Source organism: Rhodococcus sp. OK611 (genome assembly GCF_003050885.1).
GTDB classification, from domain to species: Bacteria; Actinomycetota; Actinomycetes; order Mycobacteriales; family Mycobacteriaceae; genus Rhodococcus_G; species Rhodococcus_G oryzae.
In genome coordinates this window covers 25990-52987 of sequence record NZ_QAOZ01000001.1, presented here as the reverse complement: position 1 = coordinate 52987, position 26998 = coordinate 25990, and the positions used below count along the sequence as shown (strand labels likewise).

Annotated in this window: 1 protein-coding gene; it reads left to right on the top strand. The window is 71.6% G+C overall.

What is annotated here, in order from left to right; all coding sequences use genetic code 11:
* The first annotated feature begins 50 nt into the window (after positions 1-50).
* A complete protein-coding gene (locus tag C8K38_RS00120; RefSeq protein WP_097209948.1) occupies positions 51-26975 on the top strand; it encodes a non-ribosomal peptide synthetase in 26925 nt (8974 codons plus the stop codon).
* Positions 26976-26998: the final 23 nt, after the last annotated feature.

Here is a 26998-nt window from a genome sequence, read left to right as displayed (position 1 = left end):
TGGCGACACGCCGACCGCGAAGCGATGCTGCCCTCTACACGAGGTTGATGATGAAAGATCGATCATCGGATCAAGATCAGGGCGTCGAGTGGCCGCAGACCGCCGATCGCAGACCGGACGGTTCGTCTGATGCGTTTCCGCTGTCGGCGGTCCAGCGGAGTGTGTGGTTCGGTCAGCAACTCAACCCGACGGCGCCGATCTTCATTGCGCAGTACGTGGAGCTGCACGGCGACGTCGACCTCGACCTGTTGCGTTCGGCGGCGGTGACTGCGGCCCGTGAATTCCAGTCGCCGTTCCTGCGTCTGGTGGACACCGGCGGGGAACCGCGCCAGATGGTCGACCACTCGATCGACACCTCGATCGCGTCGTTCGACCTCCGGCAGGAGAAGGACCCGCTCGGTGCGGCGCATGCGTGGATCGACCATGACTACGTCACCCCGATCCAACTGACGCGGGACCGGCTGGTGGAGATGACCATTCTCCAGGTCGCCGACAGGGACTACCTGTGGTACTCGCGAATCCACCACGTCGCGCTCGACGGCTACAGCGGTATGACCATGGTGAACCGCATCGCGGCCCTCTACACCGCCGCGTCAAAAGGCGTCGATCCGGAACCGAGCCGGGCTCTCGACCTGCGCACGCTCTACGAGCTGGATCAGAAGTACCGCTCGTCGAGCCGGTTCGAGGTCGACCGCGAATACTGGGCCGAGCACGTGCGGGGGATCGAGGCCGGCTCCACGCTCGCGCACCGGGACGGGCCTGCGGCGGCCCGTTGCCGGCTGGAGAGCGCGCAGTTGACCGACGCGGCGCTCGATCGGCTGAACTCCTCCGACACCCGGGTCGGCGCGACGCCCGCGGCGCAGCTGATCGCGGCGTTCGCCTGCTATCTGTCGAGGATGACGGGGAGCCGCGACGTCCTGGTGAACGTGCCGGTGTCCGCACGCACAACCGCGCCGCTGCAGCATTCCGGTGGCATGCTCGTCAACGTCGCGCCGCTCCGGATCACGGTCGACACCGACGACACCGTCGCCGACCTCGTCCGGCGGGTACAGCTGGAACTGATGGGCGCCCTGCGCCACCAGCGGTGCAGTCTCGAGGACATCCGGCGCGACGCCGGGCTGACCGGTGTGCAGCACGGGCTGGCGGGGCCGATGGTCAACGTGATGCTCTTCCGCCAGGAGATCACCCTCGGGCCGATCGTCGGCGAGTATCACATCGTGACCTCCGGACCCGTGCAGGACCTGCTGGTCAACATCTACCAGAGCGGCACGCCGGCCAGGGCGCTCGTCGACTTCCGCGGCAATCCCAACCGATATGGCGAGGAGGAGTTGCGCACCCACCACCGGCGCTTCGTCGAACTCGTGGAGGCCCTGCTCGCCGCCGAGCCGACCACCGTGCTGGCGGACCTCCATGCCGAGTCGGCACTGATCGGGGAGCGCATGCGGCGCGAGACCGACGAGCTGGCGTTCTGGACGCAGGAGCTGGCCGGGCAGCCGGAATCGGCGGTGTTGCCCCGCGCAGGCCCGGCGACCGGCCGGACCGGTCGGGGCTCGATCTCGTGCTCGCTCGACCGCGACCTGCACGCTGCGGCGACGGTGCTCGCCCGCGACCTCGACGTCGAGACGTTCACCATGCTGCACACCGCGCTGGCCGCCGTGCTGAGCAGGCTCACCGACACCGACGACATCGTCGTCGCCGCTCCGGTGCCGAACCGGTCCGGCGCGAACCGGGACCGGCCCGCCACCGCCCCCACCTGCAACACCGTGGCCCTGCGCACCCCGATCGACCCGTCCGCCGCGTTCACCGACCTGGTGCGTGAGACGGACCAAAGCGAGCACCGCGCCTTCGCGCACCAGGAGACTCCGTTCGAGCGGGTCGTCGCGACGCTGGGCGCGCCCCGTCCGCGGGTGACGTTCAGCGCCCACGCCGCCCCGCCCGCCGTGATCGCTCCGGAGAACACCGAACTCACGGTCGACCTCACCGAGCGTTTCACCACGCGGGGCACGCCCGCCGGTATCGACGCGCGACTGACCTACGACAACGCCACGCTCGACGAGCAGACCGTGACCTCCCTGATCGATCGGTTCGAGCGGCTGCTCGCCGGGGTCACCGCGGATCCTGGCCGGCCGGTGGGGGACGTGCCCATCTTGACCGCCGCTGAAACCGCGGGGCTGACCCCGGTAGCGGGTCCGGCCGACGTCGCCCCGCGGACACTCGCCCGGATCCTCGCCGACGCGGTGGCCGCCGATCCGGACCACGAGGCAATCGTCGCCGACGGACGCAGGCTTTCCTACCGTGAACTCGACGAACTCGCCGACAGGCTGTCGAGGCGTCTGCTCGATCACGGTCTGGGTCCGGATTCCGTTGTGGCCCTGGCGATCGCGCGTTCAGTCGAGGCGGTGACCGCGGTCTGGGCGGTGGCTCGCATCGGGGCCGCGTTCCTGCCCGTCGACCCGAACTACCCAGTGGACCGGATCGAGCACATGCTCTCCGACTCCGGCGCCGCGCTCGGTCTGACCGTCCGGGCGCACAGCGGGCGGCTGCCCGAGACCATCACGTGGTTGGTCCTCGACGACCCGATCGAGGCGCCTGGCCCCACGGCTTCCGTTGCCGCGGCAACCCGTCCGGTCCGCCTCGACGACGCGGCCTACCTGATCTACACCTCCGGATCGACGGGCCTGCCCAAGGGAGTGGTGGTGACACATCGCGGGCTGGCGAACCTCGCTGCGGAGGAACGCGAACGGTTCGCGATCACCGCGGACTCCCGCACCCTGTCCTTCTCCTCGCCCAGCTTCGACGCGTCCGTGCTCGAACTGCTGATGGCGGTGGGGTCCGGCGCGACGATGGTCGTGGCCCCGCCGGACGTGTACGGAGGCGTGGAACTGGCGGACGTCCTACGCCGTGAGCGGGTCACGCACGCGTTCGTCACCCCCGCGGCACTGGCGTCCGTCGACCCCGCCGGGCTAGATCATCTCGAGTGCGTGGTCACCGGTGGTGACGTGTGCCCGCCCGCGCTGGTCCGGCAGTGGGCTGCACCGACATCCCAGAGCTCCCGCGGAGCAGCCCGACGGATGTTCAACGCGTACGGCCCCACGGAGGTCACCGTGGTCGCCGGGATCAGCGCCGCATTACGGCCCGGCGCCCCGGTCACGGTCGGCGGACCGTCTCGCGGGTGCGGTGAGATGGTTCTGGACCGGCGGCTGCAGCCGGTGCCGGTGGGCGCGGTCGGTGAGCTGTACGTGACGGGCGACGGGCTGGCCCGTGGCTACCGGCACCGGCCGGGGCAGACCGCGGAACGCTTCGTAGCGGACCCGTACAGCGCGGGCGGCGGACGGATGTACCGGACCGGCGACCTGGTGCGGTGGATTGCTCGAACGCGCGACGGGAGGCCGAGCGCGGCAGCGCTCGAACTCGAGTACCTCGGCCGCAGCGACTTCCAGATCAAGATCCGCGGCTTCCGGATCGAGCTCGGCGAGATCGACAGTGTGCTCGTGGCTCATCCGAGTGTCGCGTTCGCGGCGACCACCGGGCACACCCGTCCCTCCGGCGACGTCGTGCTGGTCGGCTACGTGTTGCCCCAGGCCGACGCCCAGATCGACGAGGCCGAACTCCTCGCTCATGCCGCCGCGTCGCTGCCCGCGCACATGGTGCCCGCGACGATCGTCGTCCTCGACCGCGTGCCGCTGACCCCGGCGGGCAAGCTGGACCGGAAGGCGTTGCCTGAACCTCGCCGGCGCGGGACCACCGCCGAGTACCGGGCGCCGCACACCCCGACGGAGAAGACGGTCGCCGCGGTGTTCGCGGAACTGCTCGGGCAGGCCCGGGTCGGTGCCGACGACAGCTTCTTCGATCTCGGCGGCGACTCCCTGATCGCCACGAGAGTGATCGGACGGGTGAATGCGGCGCTGCCGGTGCGGCTGAGCGTGCGGGACCTGTTCGCGGAACCGACCGTCTCGGGACTGACGCACCACATCGACCGGATTCTCGAGAACGCCGATCCCGGTCGGCCGACGCGAGACCGGCCCGCGCTCGTTGCGCGGAATCGCCCGGACCGGCTCCCACTGTCCCCGGCGCAGCAGCGGATGTGGCTGGTGAACCAGTTCGACATCGCTTCGCCGGCGTACAACATTCCGTTCGCCGTGACGTTCACGGGCGAGCTCGACCGTGCGGCGCTGCAGACCGCGTTGGGTGACGTGATCGACAGGCACGAGGCACTGCGGACGGTGTTCCCGGCCGATGTGCGGGGCCCCTACCAGGTGATCCTGCCGGCGCCGGACGCGGCGGTGGACCTGACACCCGTCGTCGTGGACCCGGAGCGGGTGGAGGAGTCGGTCGCGGCGGCGGCCGCCTCCGGTTTCGATGTCCGCGAGCAGATTCCGCTGAGAATCGCCCTGTTCCAGACCGGGTCGCGTCGACACGTCCTGGCCGTGGTGCTGCACCACATATCGGCGGACGGGCAGTCCGTCGAGCTGCTGGCCCGAGACGTGGCGGCGGCGTACGCCGCGCGGGCGGCCGGGCGCGCGCCCGAGTGGGATCCACTGCCGCTGCACTACGCCGACTATGCCCTGTGGCAGCGCGAACTGCTCGGGGCGGAGGACGATCCGCAGTCGCTCGCCGCCCGGCAACTCGCCTACTGGGGTGACCGGCTGGCCGATCTCCCGGCGGCGATCTCGCTGCCGCACGACCGTCCCCGGTCGCCGCGGACGACCGCCTCCGGCGGCCGGATCGAGTTCGATGTCGAGGCCGGGATCCACCGTGGCCTGGTCCGGATCGCTCGCGAGCACGGCTGCACGCTGTTCATGGTCTTACACGCCGCGCTCGCAGTTCTGCTCGCCCGGCTCGGCGCCGGGCCCGACGTCGCCGTGGGCACACCGGTCGCCGGCCGCGGCGAACCCGAACTGGACGACCTCGTCGGCATGTTCGTCAACACCCTCGTCCTGCGCAGCACGGTCCGACCCGAGACCACCTTCTCCGACCTGCTCACGCACGTGTGCGAGACCGACCTCGGAGCGTTCGCCCACGCCGATCTGCCGTTCGAGCGGCTGGTCGACGAGTTCGCCTCGGACCGGTCTCCCATCCACGCGCCGCTGGTGCAGGTGCTGCTCGAGTTCCAGCACGGCGAGCCCACGACGGTGGCCATGCCGGGACTGTCCGCGGAGGCGGCCGAGGTGGACACGGGTGTCGCCAAGTTCGACCTGCAGCTGGGGGTACGGGAACGGTTCGACATCTGGGGTCGCGCCGCCGGCCTGTCCGCGACACTGCGGTTCGCGACCGACCTGTTCGACCGAACCACGGTGGCCGAGATCGGCGACCGCCTGGTGCGGATCCTCGCCGCGGCGGCCGCCGATCCGGCCGCCGTGGTGGGCGACATCGAGATCACCGACGAGCAGGAGAGGTCACTCGTCGCGCGGGAGCGGCCCGGCCGCGCGGTGCCGCCGACCACACTGCCGGAGCTGTTCACGAGCGCCGCGGCGCGCAGCCCGGGCGCGTGCGCGGTCGTCGCGGGCACCGCCCGCATCCGGTATTCGGACCTGGCGGCGCGTGCGAACCGGTTGGCCCGCTTGCTGATCGGCCACGGAGTGGGGCCGGCGTCACTGGTGGCGGTCGCGCTGACGCGTTCGGACGACCTACCGGTCGCTCTTCTCGCGGTCCTCACCGCCGGTGCCGCGTATGTCCCCGTGGACGTCGACTATCCGGAGGACCGCATCGCCTACATGCTCGCCGACGCCGCACCGGTGTGTGTCCTGGTCGACGGCGGCGCGAGCGGTTCGGCTCTGCGTCGCACCGACATTCCGGTCGTCGACATCGGCGATCCAGGGGTGACGACCACGATCGGCACGCTGTCGCCTGCGCCGGTGACCGATGCCGACCGGACCGCGCCGTTGTACCCGGACTCGCTCGCGTACGTGATCTACACGTCCGGGTCGACCGGTCGGCCCAAGGGAGTGGCGGTCTCGCACCGCAGTGTGACCACGCTGTTCGCCAACGCGGCGGAGTTGTTCCGATTCGGCGGCGACGACGTGTGGACGATGTTCCATTCGCACGCCTTCGATTTCGCCGTGTGGGAGTTGTGGGGTGCGCTCATCCACGGCGGCACGGCGGTGCTGGTCGACCACGCCACGGCCCGCACGCCACACGATCTGCTGCAGCTGTTGCAGGACGAGGCTGTCACGGTCCTGTGCCAGACCCCGAGTGCCTTCCACCAGTTGGCCGACGCCGAGCGGACCCGCGCCGACGCCGGGGACGCCGCGTTGCTGCGCCTGCGGTATGTGATCTTCGGTGGGGAGGCGCTGGATCCCGGGCGGCTCACCGAATGGTTCTCTCGCCGAGGGGACTCGGCACCGCAGTTGGTGAACATGTACGGGATCACCGAGACGTGCGTGCACGTGACCCACGGCCCGTTGTCCGGGGCGCCGGGGGCTCGTCGTCGAGGGTTTATCGGCTACGCGCTGCCCGGGCTGCGGGTGCGCGTGCTCGACGAACGGCTCCACGTGGTCCCGCCGGGTGTGGTGGGCGAGCTGTACGTGTCCGGCGCTCAGCTGGCGCGGGGCTATCCGCGTCTCGCGGGGGAGACCGCGGCGCGATTCGTCGCCGACCCGTCCGGGGCAGGCACCCGGATGTACCGCACCGGCGATCTGGGCCGGTGGCGGGTGGACGGCACGCTCGAGTACGCCGGCCGCAGGGACCATCAGGTGCAGGTGCGCGGCTACCGGGTGGAGCTGGGCGAGGTGGAGGCGGCACTCGCGGCCGTGTCGGGTGTGGCGTCCGCGGTGGTGGTCGCGGACGAGGGACCCGTCGGGATCCGGCTGATGGGGTACGCGGTGCCGGACGCCGGTGTGGTTCTCGATCCGGACGAGGTGAGAGCGTCCGTCGCCCAGTTCCTTCCGGGCTACATGGTGCCGTCGACCGTGATGATCCTGGACCGAATCCCTGTGACCGCGCACGGCAAACTCGACCGCGCGAGCCTGCCGGTCCCCGGTGCTCCCGAGGGCTCCCACGTCGCGCCTCGGGACCCGGTCGAGGAGATCGTGGCGGGCGTGATCACCGATCTGCTCGGTGTCGACCGGGTGGGTGCGGACGACGGGTTCTTCGTCCTCGGCGGCAATTCGCTGGTGTCGGCGCAGCTGGTGGCCCGGATCAACGACGCGACCGGCGCCTCGCTCGGCATCCGGGACGTCTTCGACGGCCCCACCGTCGCCGAGCTCGCCAGGAGGGTCGGCGGGGAGGGCAGCGGGGTGCGCCGATCGCCGCTGATCCCGCAGCCCCGGCCTGCCCGGATCCCGTTGTCCCCTGCGCAACTGCGGATGTGGTTCGTCAACCAGTACGACCCGCAGTCCCCGGCCTACAACATCTCGTTCTCGCTGCGATTGTCGGGCGACCTCGACGCCCCGGCGCTGCGGGCCGCGCTCGGCGACGTCATCGCCCGACACGAATCCTTGCGCACGGTCTACCCGCTCACCGACGACGGGCCGTGCCAGGAGATCCTGCCCGCCGAGTCGGCCGAGCCCGGACTCGAGGTCATCCAGGTACGTGATGCGGACGACCTGCACGCCCGGATGTGGGCGGCGATGGCACGCGGCTTCGACGTCGCGGAGCAGATTCCGCTGCGGGCGATCCTGTTCCGGGCCGACGAGACCAACCACGTGCTCACCGTGGTGCTGCACCACATTCTCGCGGACGGCTTCTCACTGAACCCGCTGGCACGGGACGTGGCCGCCGCGTATGCCGCGCGGATGTGCCACGGCGCGCCGCAGTGGCCGCCGTTGACCGCGCAGTACGCGGACTACACACTGTGGCAGCTCGAATGGCTGGGCAATGAGGACGACGCATCGTCCCCGCTCGCACGTCAGCTCGACTACTGGACCACCACGCTTTCGGGCCTGGACGAGGTACTGGATCTGCCGAGCGACAGGCCCCGGCCTGCGGTCCGCTCGCAGTCCGGCGGGCGCGTCGCGTTCACAGTCGACGAGGGCCTGCACCGGGGCCTGATCGCGCTCGCCCACAGCCACGATGCGAGCGTGTTCATGGTGGTGCATGCGGCGCTGGCCACCCTGCTGTCCCGGCTTGCCGGCACCGACGACATCGCGATCGGCACCCCGATCGCCGGGCGCGGGGCCGCGGCTCTCGACGACATGGTCGGGATGTTCGTCGGCACCCTCGTGCTGCGGTGCGATGTCGGCGGGGCGTGCTCGTTCGGTGAACTGCTTCGCCGGGTCCGGGAGACCGACCTCGGCGCGTTCACGCACGCGGACATCCCGTTCGAACGGGTTGTGGAGGCGCTGGATCCGCCCCGCTCGCACGCACATACGCCGTTGTTCCAGGTGATGCTCGAGTTCCGGACCATCGCGCGGCCGGATCTCGCGCTGCCGGGCCTGCGGGTGGAGGCGCTCGACTCCGGCGACGTGGCCGCCAACTTCGACCTGCAGCTCACCGTGGCCGAGGAGTTCGACGCCACGGGCGCCGCAGCCGGGATGGCCGCCGGTCTGGTGTTCGCCACCGACATGTTCGACGAGGCCACCGCGCGGACCTTCGCCGACAGATTCGTGCGGATCCTGGAGGCGGTGGCCCAGTCCCCGGGCATGCCGGTCGCGGACATCGACATCCTCGACGGTGCGGAGCGCGCCGCGCTCACGGAGGTGCGGGGTGAACCCGGCGCACCACCGCACACGCTGGCCGCCGTGCTCGCGGCCGGGGCAGCGATCGATCCGCACGCGCCTGCGATCCGGTACGACGGCAACGAGATCTTGTACCTCGACCTCGACCGCGCATCGACCATGCTCGCCCGCAGCCTGATCGACGTGGGTGTCGGACCCGGTTCTGTGGTGGCGCTCGGCATGCCCCGCAGCGTCGAGTACATCATCAGTCTGTGGGCCGTCGCGAAGACCGGGGCCGCCTTCGTCCCGATCGACCCGGCGCACCCGGAGGATCGGATCGCCTTCATGCTCGACGATTCGGGTGCGGTCCTCGGGCTGACCGTCGCCCAGTCCCGGGACGTACTCCCCGATGGGCTGCGGTGGTGGACGCTCGACGCCGCCCGTCTCATGCACGACCACACCGCCGTCTCGCCGGTCCGTGACACCGACCGGACCACCCGACTGCGGCTCGACCAGGCCGCTTACCTGATCTACACCTCCGGCTCGACGGGAATCCCGAAGGGTGTCACGGTAACTCACCGTGGTCTCGCGGCGTTCGCCGACCACGTGCACAAGCGCTGTCGGACGACGCCCCACTCCCGCGCACTGCACTTCACGTCGCCCAGCTTCGACGCCTCGATCCTCGATTTCATCCTCGCGTTCGGTGCGGGGGGGACCCTCGTGATCGCGCCCCCCACCGTGTACGGCGGTGACGAGCTGAGGGAGCTGCTCCTGGCCGAACGCGTGACCCACTGCTTCCTCACCCCGACGGCGCTCGCCACGATGGACCCCGCCGGACTCGACGACCTGGTGTGCTTGGTGTCGGGCGGCGAGGCCTGCCCGCCCGACGTGGTGGCCCGCTGGGCCCCCGGACGGCGGATGCACAACGGGTACGGCCCGACGGAGGCGACCATCGCGGCGAGCATCAGCTATCCGTTGACCCCGGGCGAGCCCATCACGATTGGAGACCCGGCACCGGGATTCCGCGTGCGAGTGCTCGATCGCAGGCTGCAGCCGGTGCCGGTCGGGGTGCTCGGAGAGCTGTACCTTGCGGGCCCGGCGTTGGCCCGCGGCTATCACCGGCGTCCGGGGCTGACGGCCGGCCGGTTCGTCGCCGAATCCGGCGGGGCTCCCGGCGAGCGGATGTACCGCACGGGGGATCTCGTGCGGTGGACCACAGACGGTCAGTTGGTCTGTCTGGGTCGCGACGATCGGCAGGTCAAGGTGCGCGGCAATCGGATCGAGCTCGGCGAGGTCGAATCGTGCCTGACGGCAGCCGGATCCGTCGGTCAGGCGGTGGCGGACGTGCGCGCCGTCGGGCACCGGGGAGACCTGGTGATCGCGTACGTGGTGGCCGCGGCCGGGGCGGTGGTGGACACGGCGCGTCTGCACGAGGCCCTCGCGGCACGGCTGCCCGGGTACATGGTTCCCGCGCACATCGTGGTGATGTCCGAGATGCCGATGACCGTGCACGGCAAGCTCGACCGGGCGGCACTGCCGACGCCCGATCTCGGGGCGGAGGTGTCGGTGGGCCGGGCGCCGTCCGGCACAGCCGAGGAGAACCTGGGCCTGCTGTTCGCGGAGGTTCTCGGCCTGGACATGGTCGGGATGGACGACTCGTTCTTCGCCCTTGGCGGCGACAGCATCATGTCGATCCAGCTGGTGGCGCGGGCGAAGGCGGCGGGGCTTTCCCTCACGCCGCGTGACGTGTTCGATCACCCGACCGTCGCCGGGCTCGCCGCGGTGGCGGACTCGCGCACCGCAACCCGGCCGGCGACACTCGAAGAGTTGCCCGGCGGCGGTATCGGGCAGATGCCGCTCACCCCGATCCTCGAGTGGGTGCTCCGCCGCAGCGCCGGCCGGATCGACAGGTTCTCCCAGTCGGTGATGCTGACGCTGCCCTATGGAGTCGACCGGATCGCGCTCGAGGTCGCGGTGCAGGCCGTATTGGACGAGCACGACATGCTCAGGGCCCGGCTCGCACCCGACGGCGAAGCCGACGGTGACACACCCCGTCGCTCCGCTCGCCCCGGTGACTGGAGGATGACGGTTTCCGGCATCGGCAGTGTCACCGCCAGGGACGTGCTGACGCGTGTCGAGGTGGATTCGGTGGACGACGCGGCGTTCGACGTCCGCGCCGCCGCGGAGGCGGATGCCGCGGCCGACCGGCTGGATCCGGCCGCAGGCACGATGGTGCAGATCGTGTGGTTCGACGGACCGTCCGGCACCGGACGGCTGCTGCTGGTCGTCCACCACGCCGTCGTGGACGGCGTGTCGTGGCGCGTGCTGGTGCCGGACCTGGCGTCGGCCTGGGCGCAGGCGTCGGAGGGGCGGCTTCCCGAGTTGGCGCCGGTGGGCACGTCGATGCGCCGGTGGGCGCACGCTCTGGAAGATGCTGCCCCGCAGCGGGTCGGCGAACTGCCGATGTGGGAGCGGATCCTGGACGGCGACGACCCGGCCATTGGATCGCGACCGCTGGATTCCGCGCGCGATGTCATTGCCACGAGCGAGGTGCTGACCAGCGAGGCGTCCCCCGAGGTCACCGAGGCCGTGCTCGCCGCGCTGCCTGCGTCGCTCCGTGCCGACGTGCTCGACGGGCTGCTGACGGCCCTCGCGATGGCGGTGGTCCGCTGGCGCGCCGAGCGAGGCGTCGAACGGTCCGACGTCCTGCTCGGCGTCGAGGGGCACGGGCGGGAGGAGGCGGCGGCGCCCGGTGCGGACCTGACCCGCACGGTCGGATGGTTCACGACGCTCTCGCCGGTGCGCCCCGATCTGTCGTCGATCGACCTCGGCGAGGCGTTCGCCGGGGGAGCGGCGGCGGGAGCGGCGGTCAAGCTCGTGAAGGAAGAGCTACGGGCGATCCCGGATCGGGGGATCGGCTACGGGCTGCTCCGTGGGCTTGGCGGGGAGTCGGGGGCGCGGGTCCGCGGGTGGCGCGAGCCCCAGATCGTCTTCAACTACTTGGGCCGGATAGCCGGCACCGCCGGCGTTGGCAGGATCACCGCGGGGGCCGGCGACGATCCGCAGGCGTGGCTGCCCACCCCGCGTCACGGGCTCGGCAACGCCCACGATCCGCAGATGCCCGTGACGGCCGTCGTCGACATCGCGGCGGGGTTCGTGCCGCGGCCGGGAGGCGCTGTCCTGCAGTCGTCCTGGACGTTCCCGACCGGAGTTCTGGATGCCGCAGATGTGCACCGGCTCGCGGACCTGTGGCACCGGGCACTTGGGGCGCTCGCCGCCTACGCCCACACCGAAGGCGCGGGCGGGCTCACCCCATCGGACCTCGATCTCGTCCCGCTCGACCAGGCGGCGATCGACGCCCTCGAGGCACGGCGACCCGGGCTGACGGACGTGTGGCCGCTGACCCCGCTGCAGTCGGGACTGCTGTTCCACGCCCGTCTCGCGGAGCGATCGGTCGACGCGTACATGGTCCAGCTCGTCGTCGAGCTGCACGGCCGGCCGTCGCCGGAGCGGATGCGCCGGGCCGCGCGGACTCTGCTCGATCGCCACCCGAACCTGCGGGTGTGCTTCGTCGAAGACGATGCGGGCGAGGTGAACCAGGTCGTCGAGGGTCGTGTGTCGTTGCCGTGGAGTGAGATCGACCTGTCCGGCCTCGAGGGGTCGGCTGGCCGGGAACGCTGGCGGCAGCTGCTCGCGGAGGAACGTTCGACGCCGTTCGTGATGGACCGCGCACCGCTGCTGCGCTTCACACTGGTCCGGACGGGAGCGGAAGAGCGCCGGCTGCTGCTCACCCACCACCACATCCTGCTGGACGGCTGGTCGACGCCGCTGCTGCTCGAGGAGTTGCTCGCCCTGTACGCCGCCGACCGGGAGCCGACGTCGGCACCGGCGGGCGACTACCACGACTACCTGACGTGGCTGGCCGCGCAGGATCACGTATCCGGTGTCGCGGAGTGGCGTCGGGCCCTCGCCGGCGCCGACGGGCCGACGCTGCTGGTACCCGGGGACGGGTCTGTGCTCGCTCCGCAGGCTCCGCTCGACGGAGTCGTGATTCCGGCCGAACCAGGAGAGGCGACCCTGACCGTACCCGCCGAGGAGACCACGGCGCTGGTGGCGGTGGCCCGGGAGCACGGGGTCACGGTCAACACCGTCGTACAGGTCGCCTGGGCGCTGGTGCTCGGTGCACTGACCGGCCGCACCGATGTGGTGTTCGGTGCGACGGTGTCGGGCCGTCCCCCGCAGGTGCCCGGGATCGAGGCGATGATCGGACTGTTCATCAACACCGTGCCGGTCCGGATCGCGTTCGATCCCCGCGAAAGCGTCGGCGAGCTGCTCAGTCGTGTGCAGTCGGAGCAGGCGGCGATGCTCGACCACCACCACATCGGGCTCGCCGAGATCCAACGGGAGGCGGGTCCGGCGGCGACGTTCGACACCCTGACGGTCTTCGAGTCGTACCCCGTCGACCGCTCGGCGCTCGCGCGCGGCACCGACATCGCCGGCCTACGGGTGGTCGGTGTCGAGGGTTTCGACGCCACCCACTACCCACTGACCGTGCTGGCGCGCGTGGACGACCGCCTGCGGCTGCACCTGAAGTACCGGCCGGACCGGCTCGACCCGGCCGAGGTGGACTCGATCGCCGACCGGCTGCGGCGCGCGCTCGCGACCGTCACGCACGACAGGGCGCGCCCCGTCGCCCGGGTCGACCTGCTGTCCGAGCGCGAGGCGGCCGCGCCGATTCGGGGCGGCCCGGCGAACCCGCCACGGCTGCTGCCGGAGATCCTCGTCGCCGGGGCCGCGATCGAGCCCGACGGTGTCGCGGTGGACTCGGAGGACGCTCGGCTGTCGTACCGGGACCTCGACGAGGAGTCGAATCGATTGGCGCGGTACCTGATCGGTGCGGGGGCACGGCCGGGCACGGCGGTGGTGATCGCCCTGCCGCGTTCGGTGCGGTCGGTGACGGCCGTGTGGGCGGTGGCGAAGACCGGTGCGGCGTTCGTACCGGTGGATCCGACCTACCCGCGTGCCCGCGTCCAGCACATGCTCACCGACTCGGACGCCGCCGTGGGACTGGCACTCGCCTCCGATCGCGGCAATCTGCCGGACTCCGTGCATTGGCTCGTACTCGACGATCCGGGATGCGCGGCGGACCTCGCCGCTCTTCCGGCGGACGCCATCGCCGAGGTAGAACGGCCGGGCACCCTGCGCGTCGACGACGCGGCGTACCTGCTCTACACGTCGGGATCGACGGGCCTGCCAAAAGGCGTGAGTGTCACCCACCGCGGCCTGTCGAGCCTGCTCGCCGCGCAGCGGGACCGCTATGTTGTTCCGTCGACGGCGCGCTGCCTGCACGTGTGCTCACCGAGTTTCGACGTCTCGGTCCTCGAACTGCTGCAGGCCGCCACTGCGGGCGCGTGCCTGGTGATCGCGCCGCCGCACGTGTACGGCGGTGCCGATCTGGGCCGACTCCTGCGCCGCGAGCGGATAACCCACGTCTGCATCACACCTGCCGCAATCGCCACAGTCGATACCGAGCGCCTCGACGACCTCGAGGTGCTGGTCGTCGCGGGCGACGCCGTCGGTCCGGAACTGGTGGCCGACTGGGCGCCCGGACGGACGATGCTCAACGGCTACGGGCCGACCGAGTCGACCGTCCTGACGACGATCAGTGCACCCCTGGTGCCCGGGGCGAGGGTGCCGATCGGGGGCCCGGTGCGCGGCACCGACGTGTTCGTCCTCGACGGCTTCCTGCGCCCGGTCCCGGCAGGCGTGCCAGGAGAGCTGTACATCGCGGGAGCGGGGCTGGCCCGCGGATACCATCGCCGGGCCGCGTTGACCGCGGCGCGATTCGTGCCCGCCCCCGGCGGCGCGCCCGGCGACCGGATGTACCGCACCGGTGACGTCGTCCGGTGGTGGCCGGACGGCACGCTCGACTACCTGGGCCGCAGCGACTTCCAGGTGAAGGTGCGGGGACTGCGCATCGAACTCGGGGAGATCGACGCGGTCTACGCCGCACACCCGGCGGTCGGGTTCGCCGTCACGGTCGCGCGGCCACGGGAAGCCGGCGACCCGATGCTGGTGACGTATGTCATGCCGAACTCCGCGGACGGCGTCGATGTCGCCGACCTGACCGACCACGCGCTCCGGCTCCTGCCGGTGCACATGGTGCCGACCACGGTGATGATGCTCGACGCGATACCGCTGACCCCGGTGGGAAAGCTGGACCGCGCCGCGCTGCCCGAACCGGACTTCGACTCGCTGACACCGCGATTCCGGGAACCGCGCAACTCCACCGAGGCCGGTCTGGTCACCGTGTTCGCCGAGGTGACCGGCGTCGACCGGGTGGGAGTCGACGACGACTTCTTCACGCTGGGTGGCAACTCCCTCAGTGCGACGCGGGCCGTGGCCCGCATCAACCGCGCGCGCGGCAGCAGGATCGGGGTGCGTGACCTCTTCGAGTGCCGGACGGCGGCGGCGCTCGCGCCCCGGTGTGTGCGCGTCACCGCGCCGCACGGGGACGAGTTGCGCACGGGCACCCGGCCCACCCGCATCCCGCTGTCATCGGCCCAGGAACGCATGTGGTTCGTCAACCAGTTCGATCCGGCATCGGCGGCGTACAACGTGCCGATGGTGTTGCGGCTCTCGGGCGGCCTCGACGCTCCGGCCCTGCGGCGCGCGCTGGTCGACGTGGTGGAGCGACAGGAATCGCTGCGGACGGTGTTCCCATCGCCGGCCGCCGGCCCGTCCCAGCCTGCTGCCGGCCCCTCCCAGGTGACGGTGCCCGCGCCCGGTGTGGTCGGCGACCTGACGCCGGAACAGGTTGCCGCGGACCGGGTACCCGCCCGCATCGCCGAGATCGTGCACGAGGGATTCGATGTGGCACAGGAGGTTCCGGTGCGGGTGCGGCTGCTGCGGATCGCGGCGGACGACCACCTCCTCGTGCTGGTGGTCCATCACATCGTGGCCGACGGATTCTCGATCGGACCCCTGGCCCGGGACGTAGCGACGGCGTATGCGGCGCGGGTCAGCGGTGGTGCACCGAACTGGGCGCCGCTGCCGGTCCAGTTCGCGGACTTCGCCGTGTGGCAGCACTCGATGCTGGGCTCGCGGGATGACCGGGACTCACGGATCGCCCGCGAACTCGCCTGGTGGGAGGACCGACTGGCGGCGGCGCCGCCGGTGACCGGGTTGCCGCTGGACCGCCCGCGCGAGGTCCGGCGCTCGACGCGCGGTGGGCGGGCGGCACTCTCGGTGGATCCCGGCGTCCACCGCGGGCTCGTCGAACTCGCCCGCAGACACGATTCGACGGTGTTCATGGTGGTGCACGCCGCGCTCGCGGTGCTGCTGTCCCGCGTGGGAGCCGGCCGTGACGTCGTGGTCGGAACCCCGGTCGCCGGGCGCGGCGAGGCCGAGCTGGACGATGTGGTCGGCATGTTCGTGAACACCCTTGTGCTGCGCACCGCGGTCGAACCGGCGGACTCCTTCGCCGCGGTGCTCTCCGGGACGCGGGACGCGGACCTGGACGCCTTCGCACACGCCGACGTGCCGTTCGAGCAGCTCGTGGAGCGGTCGGCGTCGGCGCGATCCACCTCGCACACCCCGCTGTTCCAGGTGATGCTCGAGTTCCGCAACGTCGAGCGTCCCCACGTCCGGCTGCCTGGACTGACGGCCGAGGTTCTCGACGTCGAGATGGGCGAGGCGAAGTTCGACCTCCAGTTCGGGATCGGCGAGCGGTTCGAAGCCGGGGCCCCGGCGGGACTGTCGGGCGAGCTGCTGTTCGCATCCGACGTGTTCGACGAGTCCACCGCGACGGCGCTCGCGGACATGTTCGGCCGCGTGCTCGCCGCCGTCGCGGCCGATCCGTCCGTCCTGGTCGGGGACATCGACGTCGCGGGGGCGCTGGCGCGCGAGGAGGCCGCAGAGCGCGCGTCCGGCCCGGTGTCGGCGGACGGGACGCTGTCGGCGGACGGGACGCTGTCGGCGGTGCCGACGTACGAGACCCTGCCGGACCTGTTCGCCGCGACCGTCGCGGCCGATCCCGACACGATCGCCGTGGTCGCCGCGGACTCGCGGATGGCCTACCGCGAACTCGACGCGCGGTCGAACCGGCTGGCGCGCTGGCTGATCGACCGCGGCATCGGTCCGGAGTCGCTGGTCGCCGTGATGATGGAACGATCGGCCGACCTGGTGGCCGCGCTCGTCGGGGTCGCGCGGTCGGGTGCGGCCTACCTGCCGGTGGACCCGTCGTACCCGGCGGCGCGCATCGAGTTCCTGCTGGGCGATGCGGCACCGGCCTGCGTGCTGGTCGACGCGAGCGTGCCGGGGGACCTGGTCGCCGGCGCACCCGTGGTGCGTCTCGACGACCCGGACATGCGCACACAGCTCGACTCCCTGAGGGCCACACCGGTCACCGACGTCGATCGCACGGGCCCGCTGCACGCGGATTCCGTTGCCTACGTGATCTACACGTCGGGTTCGACCGGGAGACCCAAGGGTGTCGCGGTGACGCATCGGAACGCGGTGACGCTGCTGACCGGCGCCCGCGCCGTGCTCGGCTTCGGTGCGGGCGACGTGTGGACTATGTTCCATTCGTTCGCGTTCGACTTCGCGGTGTGGGAACTGTGGGGCGCCTTGGGGTTCGGCGGCCGGTTGGTTGTCGTCGGGCACGACACCGCGCGTTCCCCGGACGAGCTGCGCCGCCTGCTGGTCTCCGAGTCGGTGACGATGCTGAGCCAGACGCCGTCGTCGTTCTACCAGTTCGTACAGGCCGATGCCGCGGCCGACGACGCCACCCTCGCGCTCCGCTGGGTGGTGTTCGGGGGCGAGGCGCTGGACATGGCCCGCCTGGCGGGATGGGTCGAACGGCACGGCGTCACCGCGCCTGCTCTGGTGAACATGTTCGGTATCACCGAGACCTGCGTGCACGTGACGTGGCGGATGATCGACCTCGCGGCGGTCACCGGGCCGCGTTCCACCGGATCGGTGATCGGTCTCGGACTACCGGGTGTGCGGGTGTGGGTGCTCGACGAGCGGCTGCGCCCCGCGCCGCTCGGGGTGGCGGGCGAGCTGTACGTGTCGGGCGCGCAGGTGGCACGGGGATACCGGGGACGGCCCGGGCTGACCGCGGGACGCTTCGTCGCCGACCCGTTCGGTCCCGCGGGGCGGATGTACCGCACAGGGGATCGGGCCCGGTGGACCTCGGACGGCGAGCTCGCGTTCCTGGGACGCAGCGACTCCCAGGTCCAGATCCGGGGCTTCCGGGTGGAGCCGGGGGAGGTCGAGTCGGCGCTGACCGCGGTTCCGGGCGTCGGATCCGCCGTGGTGCTGGCGCGACCCGGGCCGACCGACGGCGCCGCACGCCTGGTGGCCTACGTGGTCCCCGAGTCCGGCGCCGCCCTCGATCCGGCCTCGGTGACCGAGGCCGTCGGCCGTCGTTTGCCCGGATACCTCGTGCCGTCCGTGACGACGGTCCTCGCGGAGTTCCCGATCACCGCACACGGCAAGCTCGATCGCGCCGCACTCCCCGAACCGCGACCGGGGACCGTGAGTGGGAGAGCACCCGGCACCGGGACCGAACGCCTGCTGGCGAGGCTGTTCGCGGAGCTTCTCGGTGTCGAGACGGTCGGTACCGACGAATCGTTCTTCGGGCTCGGCGGCGACTCGATCATGTCCATCCAGCTGGTGTCGCGGGCGAAGGCCGCGGGGCTGACGTTCACGCCGCGCGACGTGTTCGAGCGCCGCACCGTCGCAGGCCTCGCCGAGGTCGCCGACCTCACCGGCACAGACGACGTCGTCGTGCTGCCGGAACTTCCTGGCGGCGGCGTCGGCGACGTGCCACTCACCCCGATCATGCGGTGGCTGGTCGAGCGCTCGGGCACGCGGCGCGGTGGCGACTTCCGCCGCTACTCGCAGTCGGTCCTGCTCGCGGTGCCCGCCGAAATCGACCGCGAATCCCTCACCCGGGCGGTCGGCGCGGTCCTGGACCGGCACGACATGCTGCGGGCCCGGCTGCGCCCGGACGCCCGCTCCGAGTCCGGGTGGCGGCTCGAGGTACGCCCACCGGGGGCGGTGCCCGCCGACACGATCGTGCGAGAGGTCCCGATCGACGGCGTCGCCGGAGCGGACCATGCGACCCAGGGTGCGGTGGAGGCGGCCGCCGACCTGCTGGATCCGGAGTCCGGCATCATGATCCAGTTCGTGCACCTCGTCGGGGGAGACGCGGCCCGGTTGCTCGTCGTCGCCCACCACCTCGTGATCGACGGGGTCTCGTGGCGGATCCTGATCCCCGACCTCGCGCTCGCCTGCGCGCAGGCCGCGGACGGCGCGCAGCCGGACCTACCGCCGATCGGCACCTCGATGCGGACATGGGCGGACGGGCTCGTGCGGGCGGCGCGGGACCGCGCAGGCGAGCTGGACCTGTGGCAGTCGACGGTCTCCCGAGCATCCGTGGGACGCGCTGCGGGAGAACTCGATCCGTCGGTCGACATCGCGGGCACCCTCGAGCGCGTCGAGGTGGAGTTGCCTGCCGACGTGACCCTGGGCCTGACGACCACGGTGCCGCGGGTGTTCCACGGCGTCGTCGAGGACGGACTGCTCGCCGCGCTGGCCCTCGCGCTCGTGCACTGGCGGCGCGGCCGCGGCGTCGACACCGACGACGTCGTGGTGGCGCTCGAGGGACACGGCCGCGAGCCCCAGGTGGTACCGGGCGCCGACCTGTCCCGCACGGTGGGGTGGTTCACCTCGATCTACCCGGTGCGGCTCGATCTGTCCGGCATCGACATCGACCAGGCCCGCGGCGGGGGAGCCGCCGCGGGTGCGGCGGTGAAGTCGGTCAAGGAGCAGTTGCGCGCCGTGCCCGACCACGGGATCGGGTACGGCCTGCTCCGGTACCTCGGCGACGAAACCGGTGCCGAGCTGCGCGGGTTGCCCGAGCCGGAGATCAGCTTCAACTACCTCGGTCGGCTGGACGGCGGCACCGAACCTCGCGGTGACGGAATCTGGCTTCCGGTCACGGAATCCGGGCTGCACGATGCGGTCGCGGCGGACATGCCGGTGGCGTTCGCGATCGACGTCAACGCGGTGACGGTGCCCGGTCCGGACGGCCCGCGGATCAGGGCGACGTGGGCCTTCCCGCGCCGCGTGCTCGATGCCGCGGACGTGGAACGGCTCGCGCAGGGCTGGATCGCTGCCGCGCGCGGGGTGGTCGAGCGGGCGAGCACGCCTGGTGCGGGCGGGCGGACCCCGTCGGATCTGGGTCTGGTGCACCTGGACCAGGCGGCCGTCGAGCGGTTCGAGGCCCGGTTCCCTTCGCTGTCCGATGTGTGGCCGCTGACACCGATCGAGCGCGGCATGTTCTTCCATGCCGAGCTCGCCGGCGCCTCGGTGGACGCGTACCTGGTGCAGCTGATCCTCACGCTGGGCGGCGAGGTGGACTCACTGCGTCTGCATCGGGCGGTCCGGAGCCTGCTCGACCGGCACGCGAATCTGCGCACGGCGTTCGTGCGCACACCGGAAGGGGAGGCCGTACGGATCGTCACCGGCGATGTGGCCGCGCCGTGGACCGAGACCGACCTGCGCGCGCTCACCGAACCGGCGGCATCGGAGCGGTTCGGTGAGATCCTGGCCGAGGACCGCACCCACCCGTTCGACATGGCATCGCCGCCACTGCTGCGGATCGGCCTGGTGCGCATGCCCGATGGCACGAACCGGCTGATCCTGACCAACCACCACATCCTGCTCGACGGGTGGTCGACGCCGCTGCTGCTCGAGGAACTCGTCGTCCTCTATGCGACCGACGGTGACACCTCCGCGCTGCCACGGGTCCGCCCCCACCGCGACTATCTCGAATGGCTCGCGGCGCAGGACCGGCAGGCGGCGCTGCGTGCGTGGGCCGATGCCTTCGTCGGGGCGGACGAGCCCACCCTGCTGGTCCGCGACGGGTCCGCCACGACAGCGCAGTCCGCGCCGTCGCGGGACATGCGGTACGAGTTGGACGGCCCGGCGACCGAGCGACTGCGTGCCCTCGCGCACGAACGCGGACTGACGCTCAACACCGTCGTCTCGGTCGGGTGGGCGATCGTCCTCGGCCTCCTCACCCGTCGCGACGACGTGGTGTTCGGCGCCACCGTGTCCGGGCGACCGCCGCACGTGCCCGGCATCGAATCGATGATCGGACTGTTCATCAACACCGTGCCGTTCCGGGTCCGACTCGATGCCGCGGAAACCCTTGGTGCGTTGCTGGATCGGGTACAGGCGGAGCAGGTGGCGCTGCTCGATCATCACCACGTCGGGCTCACCGATGTCCGGCGCGCCGCGGGACCGGCCGCAGCCTTCGACACGCTCACCGTGTTCGAGTCCTATCCCGTGCGCAGCACGCTATCCGCGGACGCCGACATCGCGGGGCTGCGACTGCAGGGCGTCGAGGTTCGCGACGCCGCTCACTACCCGCTGAGCGTGGTCGCGTCCGCGACCGACCGTCTGCGCCTGACGATGAAGTTCCACCCCGACCTCCTCGACGGGACGGCGGTCGACGCTGCCGCCCGCAGGCTGCTGCACGTCCTGCGCGCGATCGGTGACGATCCCCGGCGACGCCTGGCCGGACTCGGACTGCTGACCGCCGACGAACGCCGGATGCTGGTTCCGGTGCGGGGCGGACCTCGCAGCGCCGCCCGGACGCTCCCGGAGATCCTGGTGGAGGCGGCCGCCCACGATCCGGAGGCGGTCGCGCTGGTCGCCGGCGGACACGAGGTCACCTACGCGGACCTCGACGCCCGGTCCAATCGCCTGGCGCGCGCACTGATCGACCGTGGAGCGGGGCCGGAAACCTCTGTGGCGCTCGGTATACCGCGTTCCGTCGAGTCGGTGCTCGCAATGTGGGCGGTGGCCAAGACCGGGGCCGCGTTCGTCCCGGTGGACCCGGACTATCCCGCGGAGCGGGTCGAGCACATGCTCGCCGACTCCGGTGCAGGCGTCGGGCTGACCGTCGCGGCGCACCGGCACCGGCTGCCCGACACGGTGCCGTGGTTGACGCTCGACGACCCCGGATTCGCCGCGGACTGTGCGTCCCGACCGGCGGAGCCGGTGACCGACGCCGAGCGCACGGCGCCCGTGCGGATCGACCATCCGGCGTACCTGATCTACACATCCGGCTCCACCGGCCTGCCCAAGGCGGTCACCCTGACCCATCGGGGCCTGGGGAACTACGCCGACGAGCAACGGGATCGGTGCGCGGTGACCGCGGACTCCCGGACGCTGCACTTCTCGTCACCCAGTTTCGACGTCTCTGTGCTCGAGTACCTGCTGTGCTTCGCCGCAGGCGCGACCATGGTGATCGTGCCCCGTGGCGTCTACGGCGGCGCGGATCTGGCCGCGTTGCTGAAGAACCAGCGCGTCACGCACGCCTTCATCACGCCTGCCGCCCTCGCCTCGATCGACCCGGCGGGGCTCGACGACCTGCAGTCCGTGATGGTCGGCGGCGAGGCGTGGCCACCGGAACTGATCGCGAACTGGATGCCGCAGCGGCGCATGCTCAACGGGTACGGGCCGACGGAGACCACGATCGTGGTGAACATCGAGGACTGCGTGCCGGAGGTCGTGCCCTTCACCCTGGGCCGGCCGATCCGCGGCGTCGCCGAGATCGTGCTCGACGCGCGACTGCAGCCGGTGCCGGTGGGTGTCGAGGGGGAGATCTACATCGCCGGTCCCGGTCTGGCCCGCGGCTACCACCGGCGGGCAGGCACGACCGCCGGACGATTCGTTGCCGACCCCTTCGGCGCGCCCGGCGAGCGGATGTACCGCTCCGGCGACGTCGGGGCGTGGACCCCGGACGGGAAGCTCGAGTACCGCGGGCGCAGCGACTTCCAGGTGAAGGTGCGGGGCTTCCGCATCGAACTCGGCGAAATCGACGCCGCACTCTCCGCGCATCCCGACGTCCGGTTCGCGGCCACCCTCGACCGCCCCGGGCCGGGCGGCGACACCGTGTTGGTCTCCTATGTGGCTCCGGTCGCCGGCCGGGACATCGCCGTCGACGACCTCCGAACCCGGTTGTCCGCCCAGGTCCCCGACTTCATGGTGCCGGCATCGATCGTCGTGCTCGACGAGATCCCGCTCGGTCCCACCGGGAAGCTCGATCGCCGCGCACTGCCCGATCCCCAATTCGGCCACACCCCGATGGCGTTCCTGGCGCCGACCAACCCGGTGGAGGAGGCGGTGACCGAGGTGTTCGCGACCACGCTCGGGGTGGACCGCGTGGGGATCGGCGACGACTTCTTCGAACTCGGCGGCAATTCACTGTCCGCAACGCGCGTGGTCGCCCGGCTCCGGGAGACCCTCGGCGTCGAGCTGGGCGTCCGCGCGCTCTTCGCCGCGCCGACCGCGGCGGCACTGGCAGAGCGCATCGAGCATGCGGAAACGGGAGCGTCCGGTCGCCCCGCGCTCGAGGCGCTCGAACGACCGGACGTTATCCCGCTGTCCGCGGCGCAGCAGCGGATGTGGTTCATCAACCAGTTCGACCCGGCGTCGCCCGCCTACAACGTCCCGCTGGTGGTGCGCCTGTCGGGTGCCCTTGACGCCCCGGCCCTCGACGCCGCACTGGCCGACGTGGTCGACCGGCACGAGTCGTTGCGGACCGTCTTCCCGACCGGACGAGACGGCCCGGTGCAGGAGGTTCGCCCGGCGGCCGAGGCGGCGCCCGTCCTGCGGCCGGTGCCGGTCGTCAGGGAGGAGGAGCTCGCCCGGCGGATCCACGCCGAGGTGTCCGCGGGGTTCGACGTCACCGCGCGCGTACCGATCCGCGGCGCGCTGTTCGAGCTCGGTGCCGACGAGCACGTCCTGGTGCTGGTGGCGCACCACATCTCGGTCGACGGGCTGTCGATGGGACCGCTGTCCCGGGACCTGGTCCGCGCATACGCGGCGCGGGCGTCGGGGCGCGCACCCGAGTGGTCACCGCTAGCGGTCCAGTATGTCGACTACACGCTGTGGCAGCACCGGCTGCTCGGCGACGCCGACGACCCGGGGTCGCTGGCCGCGCGGCAGCTCGACCACTGGACGTCGACCCTGGCGGGGGCACCGGATCTGCTTGGCCTGCCGACGGATCGACCGCGCCCGTCGCAGCAGTCGTTCCGCGGCGCGCGCACGGGCTTCGCGATCGATCCGCAGCTGCACCGCAGGCTCGAGGAGTTCGCCCGGCGGCACGGGACGAGCGTGTTCATGACCGTGCACGCCGCGCTCGCGGTGCTGCTGAGCCGCCTCGGCGACACCGATGACATCGTGATCGGCACGCCGGTCGCGGGCAGGGGAGAACCGGCGCTCGATGACCTGGTCGGCATGTTCGTCGGAACGCTGGCGCTGCGCACCCGGATCGATCCCGCGCAGTCGTTCGCGGATCTGCTGGCCGCCGTGCGGGAGGTGGACCTCGGCGCCTTTGCACATGCCGACCTCCCGTTCGAGCGGGTGGTCGAGGCGCTCGACCCGCCGCGCTCGACGGCGTACTCGCCGATATTCCAGGTGGCATTGGAGTTCCAGAACGACACGCGGGCCCGCCTCGATCTGCCGGGCCTGACCGTCGAGGGCCTCGCCCCGAACTCCGGTGTGGTGAAGGAGGATCTCGAGTTCGTGCTCGCCGAGCAGTTCGACGACTCGGGCGCACCGGCCGGTATCGCCGGGAGCATCGAGTACGCGACGGACCTGTTCGACGCCGTGACGGTGCGCGATGTCGCCGAACGATTCCTCCTGCTCCTCGAATCCGCGCTCGCCGATCCGCACGGCGCTGTCGGCGACATCGGGATCCTGCGCGACGACGAACTCCGCGACCTCACCGCGGCGCACGGCGACCCCGACGCCCAGGAGCTGTTGTTCCCCGAGCTGCTGGCCGAGGCCGGGCACGATCCCGATGCGATCGCGGTCGCCTGCGACGGCGTCGAGGTCTCCTATGGGGAGCTGGATCGGCGGTCGAACCGGCTGGCGCGGATGCTGATCGGCCGCGGTGCCGGTTCGGAGCGCTACGTCGCGCTCGCCTTGTCGCGCTCGCTCGAGTCGGTGCTCGCGGTGTGGGCGGTCGCGAAGACGGGGGCGGCGTTCCTGCCGGTCGACCCGGGCCACCCGGCCGGGCGGATCGCGCACATGCTCGGTGATTCCGGTGCGGCGCTGGGGGTGACCGTCGACGAGACGCGGAATCGCCTGCCTGACGAGGTCGACTGGGTGGTGCTCGACGATCCCGACACCACGGAGGTGGTCGCGGTCATGCCGGACGCGGCGATCGTCGATGCCGAGCGGATCGGCACCGTACGCGTCGACCACCCCGCGTACCTGATCTACACCTCCGGGTCGACCGGCGTCCCGAAGGGCGTCGTGCTCACCCACCGGGGTCTGGCGAACCTCGCCGCCGAGGAGCGCACCCGCCTCGATGTCACTCCGGATGCCCGCACCCTGCACTTCGCGTCCCCGAGCTTCGACGCATCGGTGTTCGAGATCGTGATGGCGCTGAGCGCGGGCGCGACCATGGTGATCGTCCCACCGCACGTGCGCGGGGGCGCGGAGCTGGCCGCGGCCCTCGAGATAGGTCGCGTCACACACGGATTCGTCACCCCGACCGCGCTGGAGTCGGTGGATTCCGGCGGGCTCGACGCGCTCCGGGTCCTCGTCGTCGCCGGTGAACCATGCGCCCAGGAACTGGTGGCGCGGTGGGCTCCGGACCGCACGATGCTCAACGCATACGGCCCCACCGAGACCACGATCATGTCGAACATCAGCGACCCGATGGCCGCAGGTGCCCCGATCACATTCGGTGGACCGATCCGCGGCGTGTCCGAGCTGGTGCTCGACAAGCGCCTGCACCCGGTGGCACCCGGTGTGGTGGGGGAGCTGTACGTCGCGGGGTCGGCCCTCGCCCGCGGCTACCACCGTCGGCCCGCGTTGACCGCCGACCGCTTCGTCGCCGACCCGTTCGGCCGGCCCGGTGAGAGGATCTACCGCACCGGCGACCTGGTCCGTCGACGGACCGACGGCACGCTCGAGTACATCGGCCGCAGCGACTTCCAGATCAAGGTCCGCGGCTTCCGCATCGAACCCGCCGAGATCGACGCCGTGCTCACCGCGCAGCCGGGCGTCGGGTTCGCGGTGACGATCGCGCGCACCGGACCGGCGGGCGACACGCTGCTGTGCTCGTATGTACGCGCGACCGGGGACTCGCATCTCGTGCCCGACGAGCTCCGCCGCGCCGCGGCGCAGCGACTTCCGAGCCACATGGTGCCGGCCTCGGTCATGGTGCTCGACCGGATCCCGTCCACCCCGACGGGCAAACTCGACCGGGACGCGCTGCCGATGCCGACGTTCACCTCGGCCGCGTTCCGAGAACCTGCCGGTCCGGTGGAGTCGGCGGCCGCAGACGCATTCGCGTCGGTACTGGGGGTGGAACGGATCGGCGCCGACGACAGCTTCTTCGACCACGGTGGCAACTCGCTGTTGGCGACCCGCGTGGTCGCCGAGCTCCGTGAGCGGCTCGGACGGGAGGTCTCGTTGCAGATGCTCTTCCTGGATCCGACACCGGCCGGGATGGCAGGCCGGATCGGTGCCGAGGACGCTCTCCAGGGCGTGAGCGTCGAGGACGCCCTCCGGGTCGTGATCCCGCTGCGCGGCAGCGGAACCGGCCGCCCGCTGTTCTGCGTCCATCCCGGAATCGGGTTGTCGTGGGGATACGCCGGGCTGGTCCGATACCTGCCCGCCGATCGACCCGTGTTCGGACTGCAACTGCCCGCGATCACCGGCGGTCCGGGGTACGGATCGATCGAGGAGCTCGCACGGCGGTACGTCGACGAGATGCGCGCGATCGCCCCCGAGGGGCCGTACGACCTGCTCGGTTGGTCCCTCGGCGGCGTCCTCGCGCACGCGATGGCTGTCGAACTGCAGAGTCGGGGTGAGTCCGTCTCGACCCTGGCGGTCATGGACAGTTACCCCGACGACGGCTCGGACCCCCTGCTCGGACGGCTCGAGGTCGCGGACCTGCTGCGTGGTCTCGGGCTGGACGTCGGTGCGCCCGAGCGGCATCGGGATCTGACCTACGACTCCGCTGCGCGCATGCTGGGCGAGTTCCTCGGCAGTTCGGGGATCACGGCGGCGCACCTCGAGCGGATCAACGACGGATACGCGAACTCGCGGCTGCTGGTGCACCGCTTCGTGCCCGGTGTGTTCGACGGTGACCTCCTGGTGTTCCCGGCGCAGCGCGGGCAGGGTGGGGGCACCGATCGCTCGGCGCAGGAGTGGCAGCCGCTCGTCACCGGTGGCATCGACGAGTGCCCCGTGGACTGCGGGCACAACGAGATGATCGAACCATCGTCGTTGTCCGTGATCGGTCCCGCGCTCGCCGCCCGCCTCGGAGGTCACACCTGACCACCAGAGAGCTCATTTGAGGC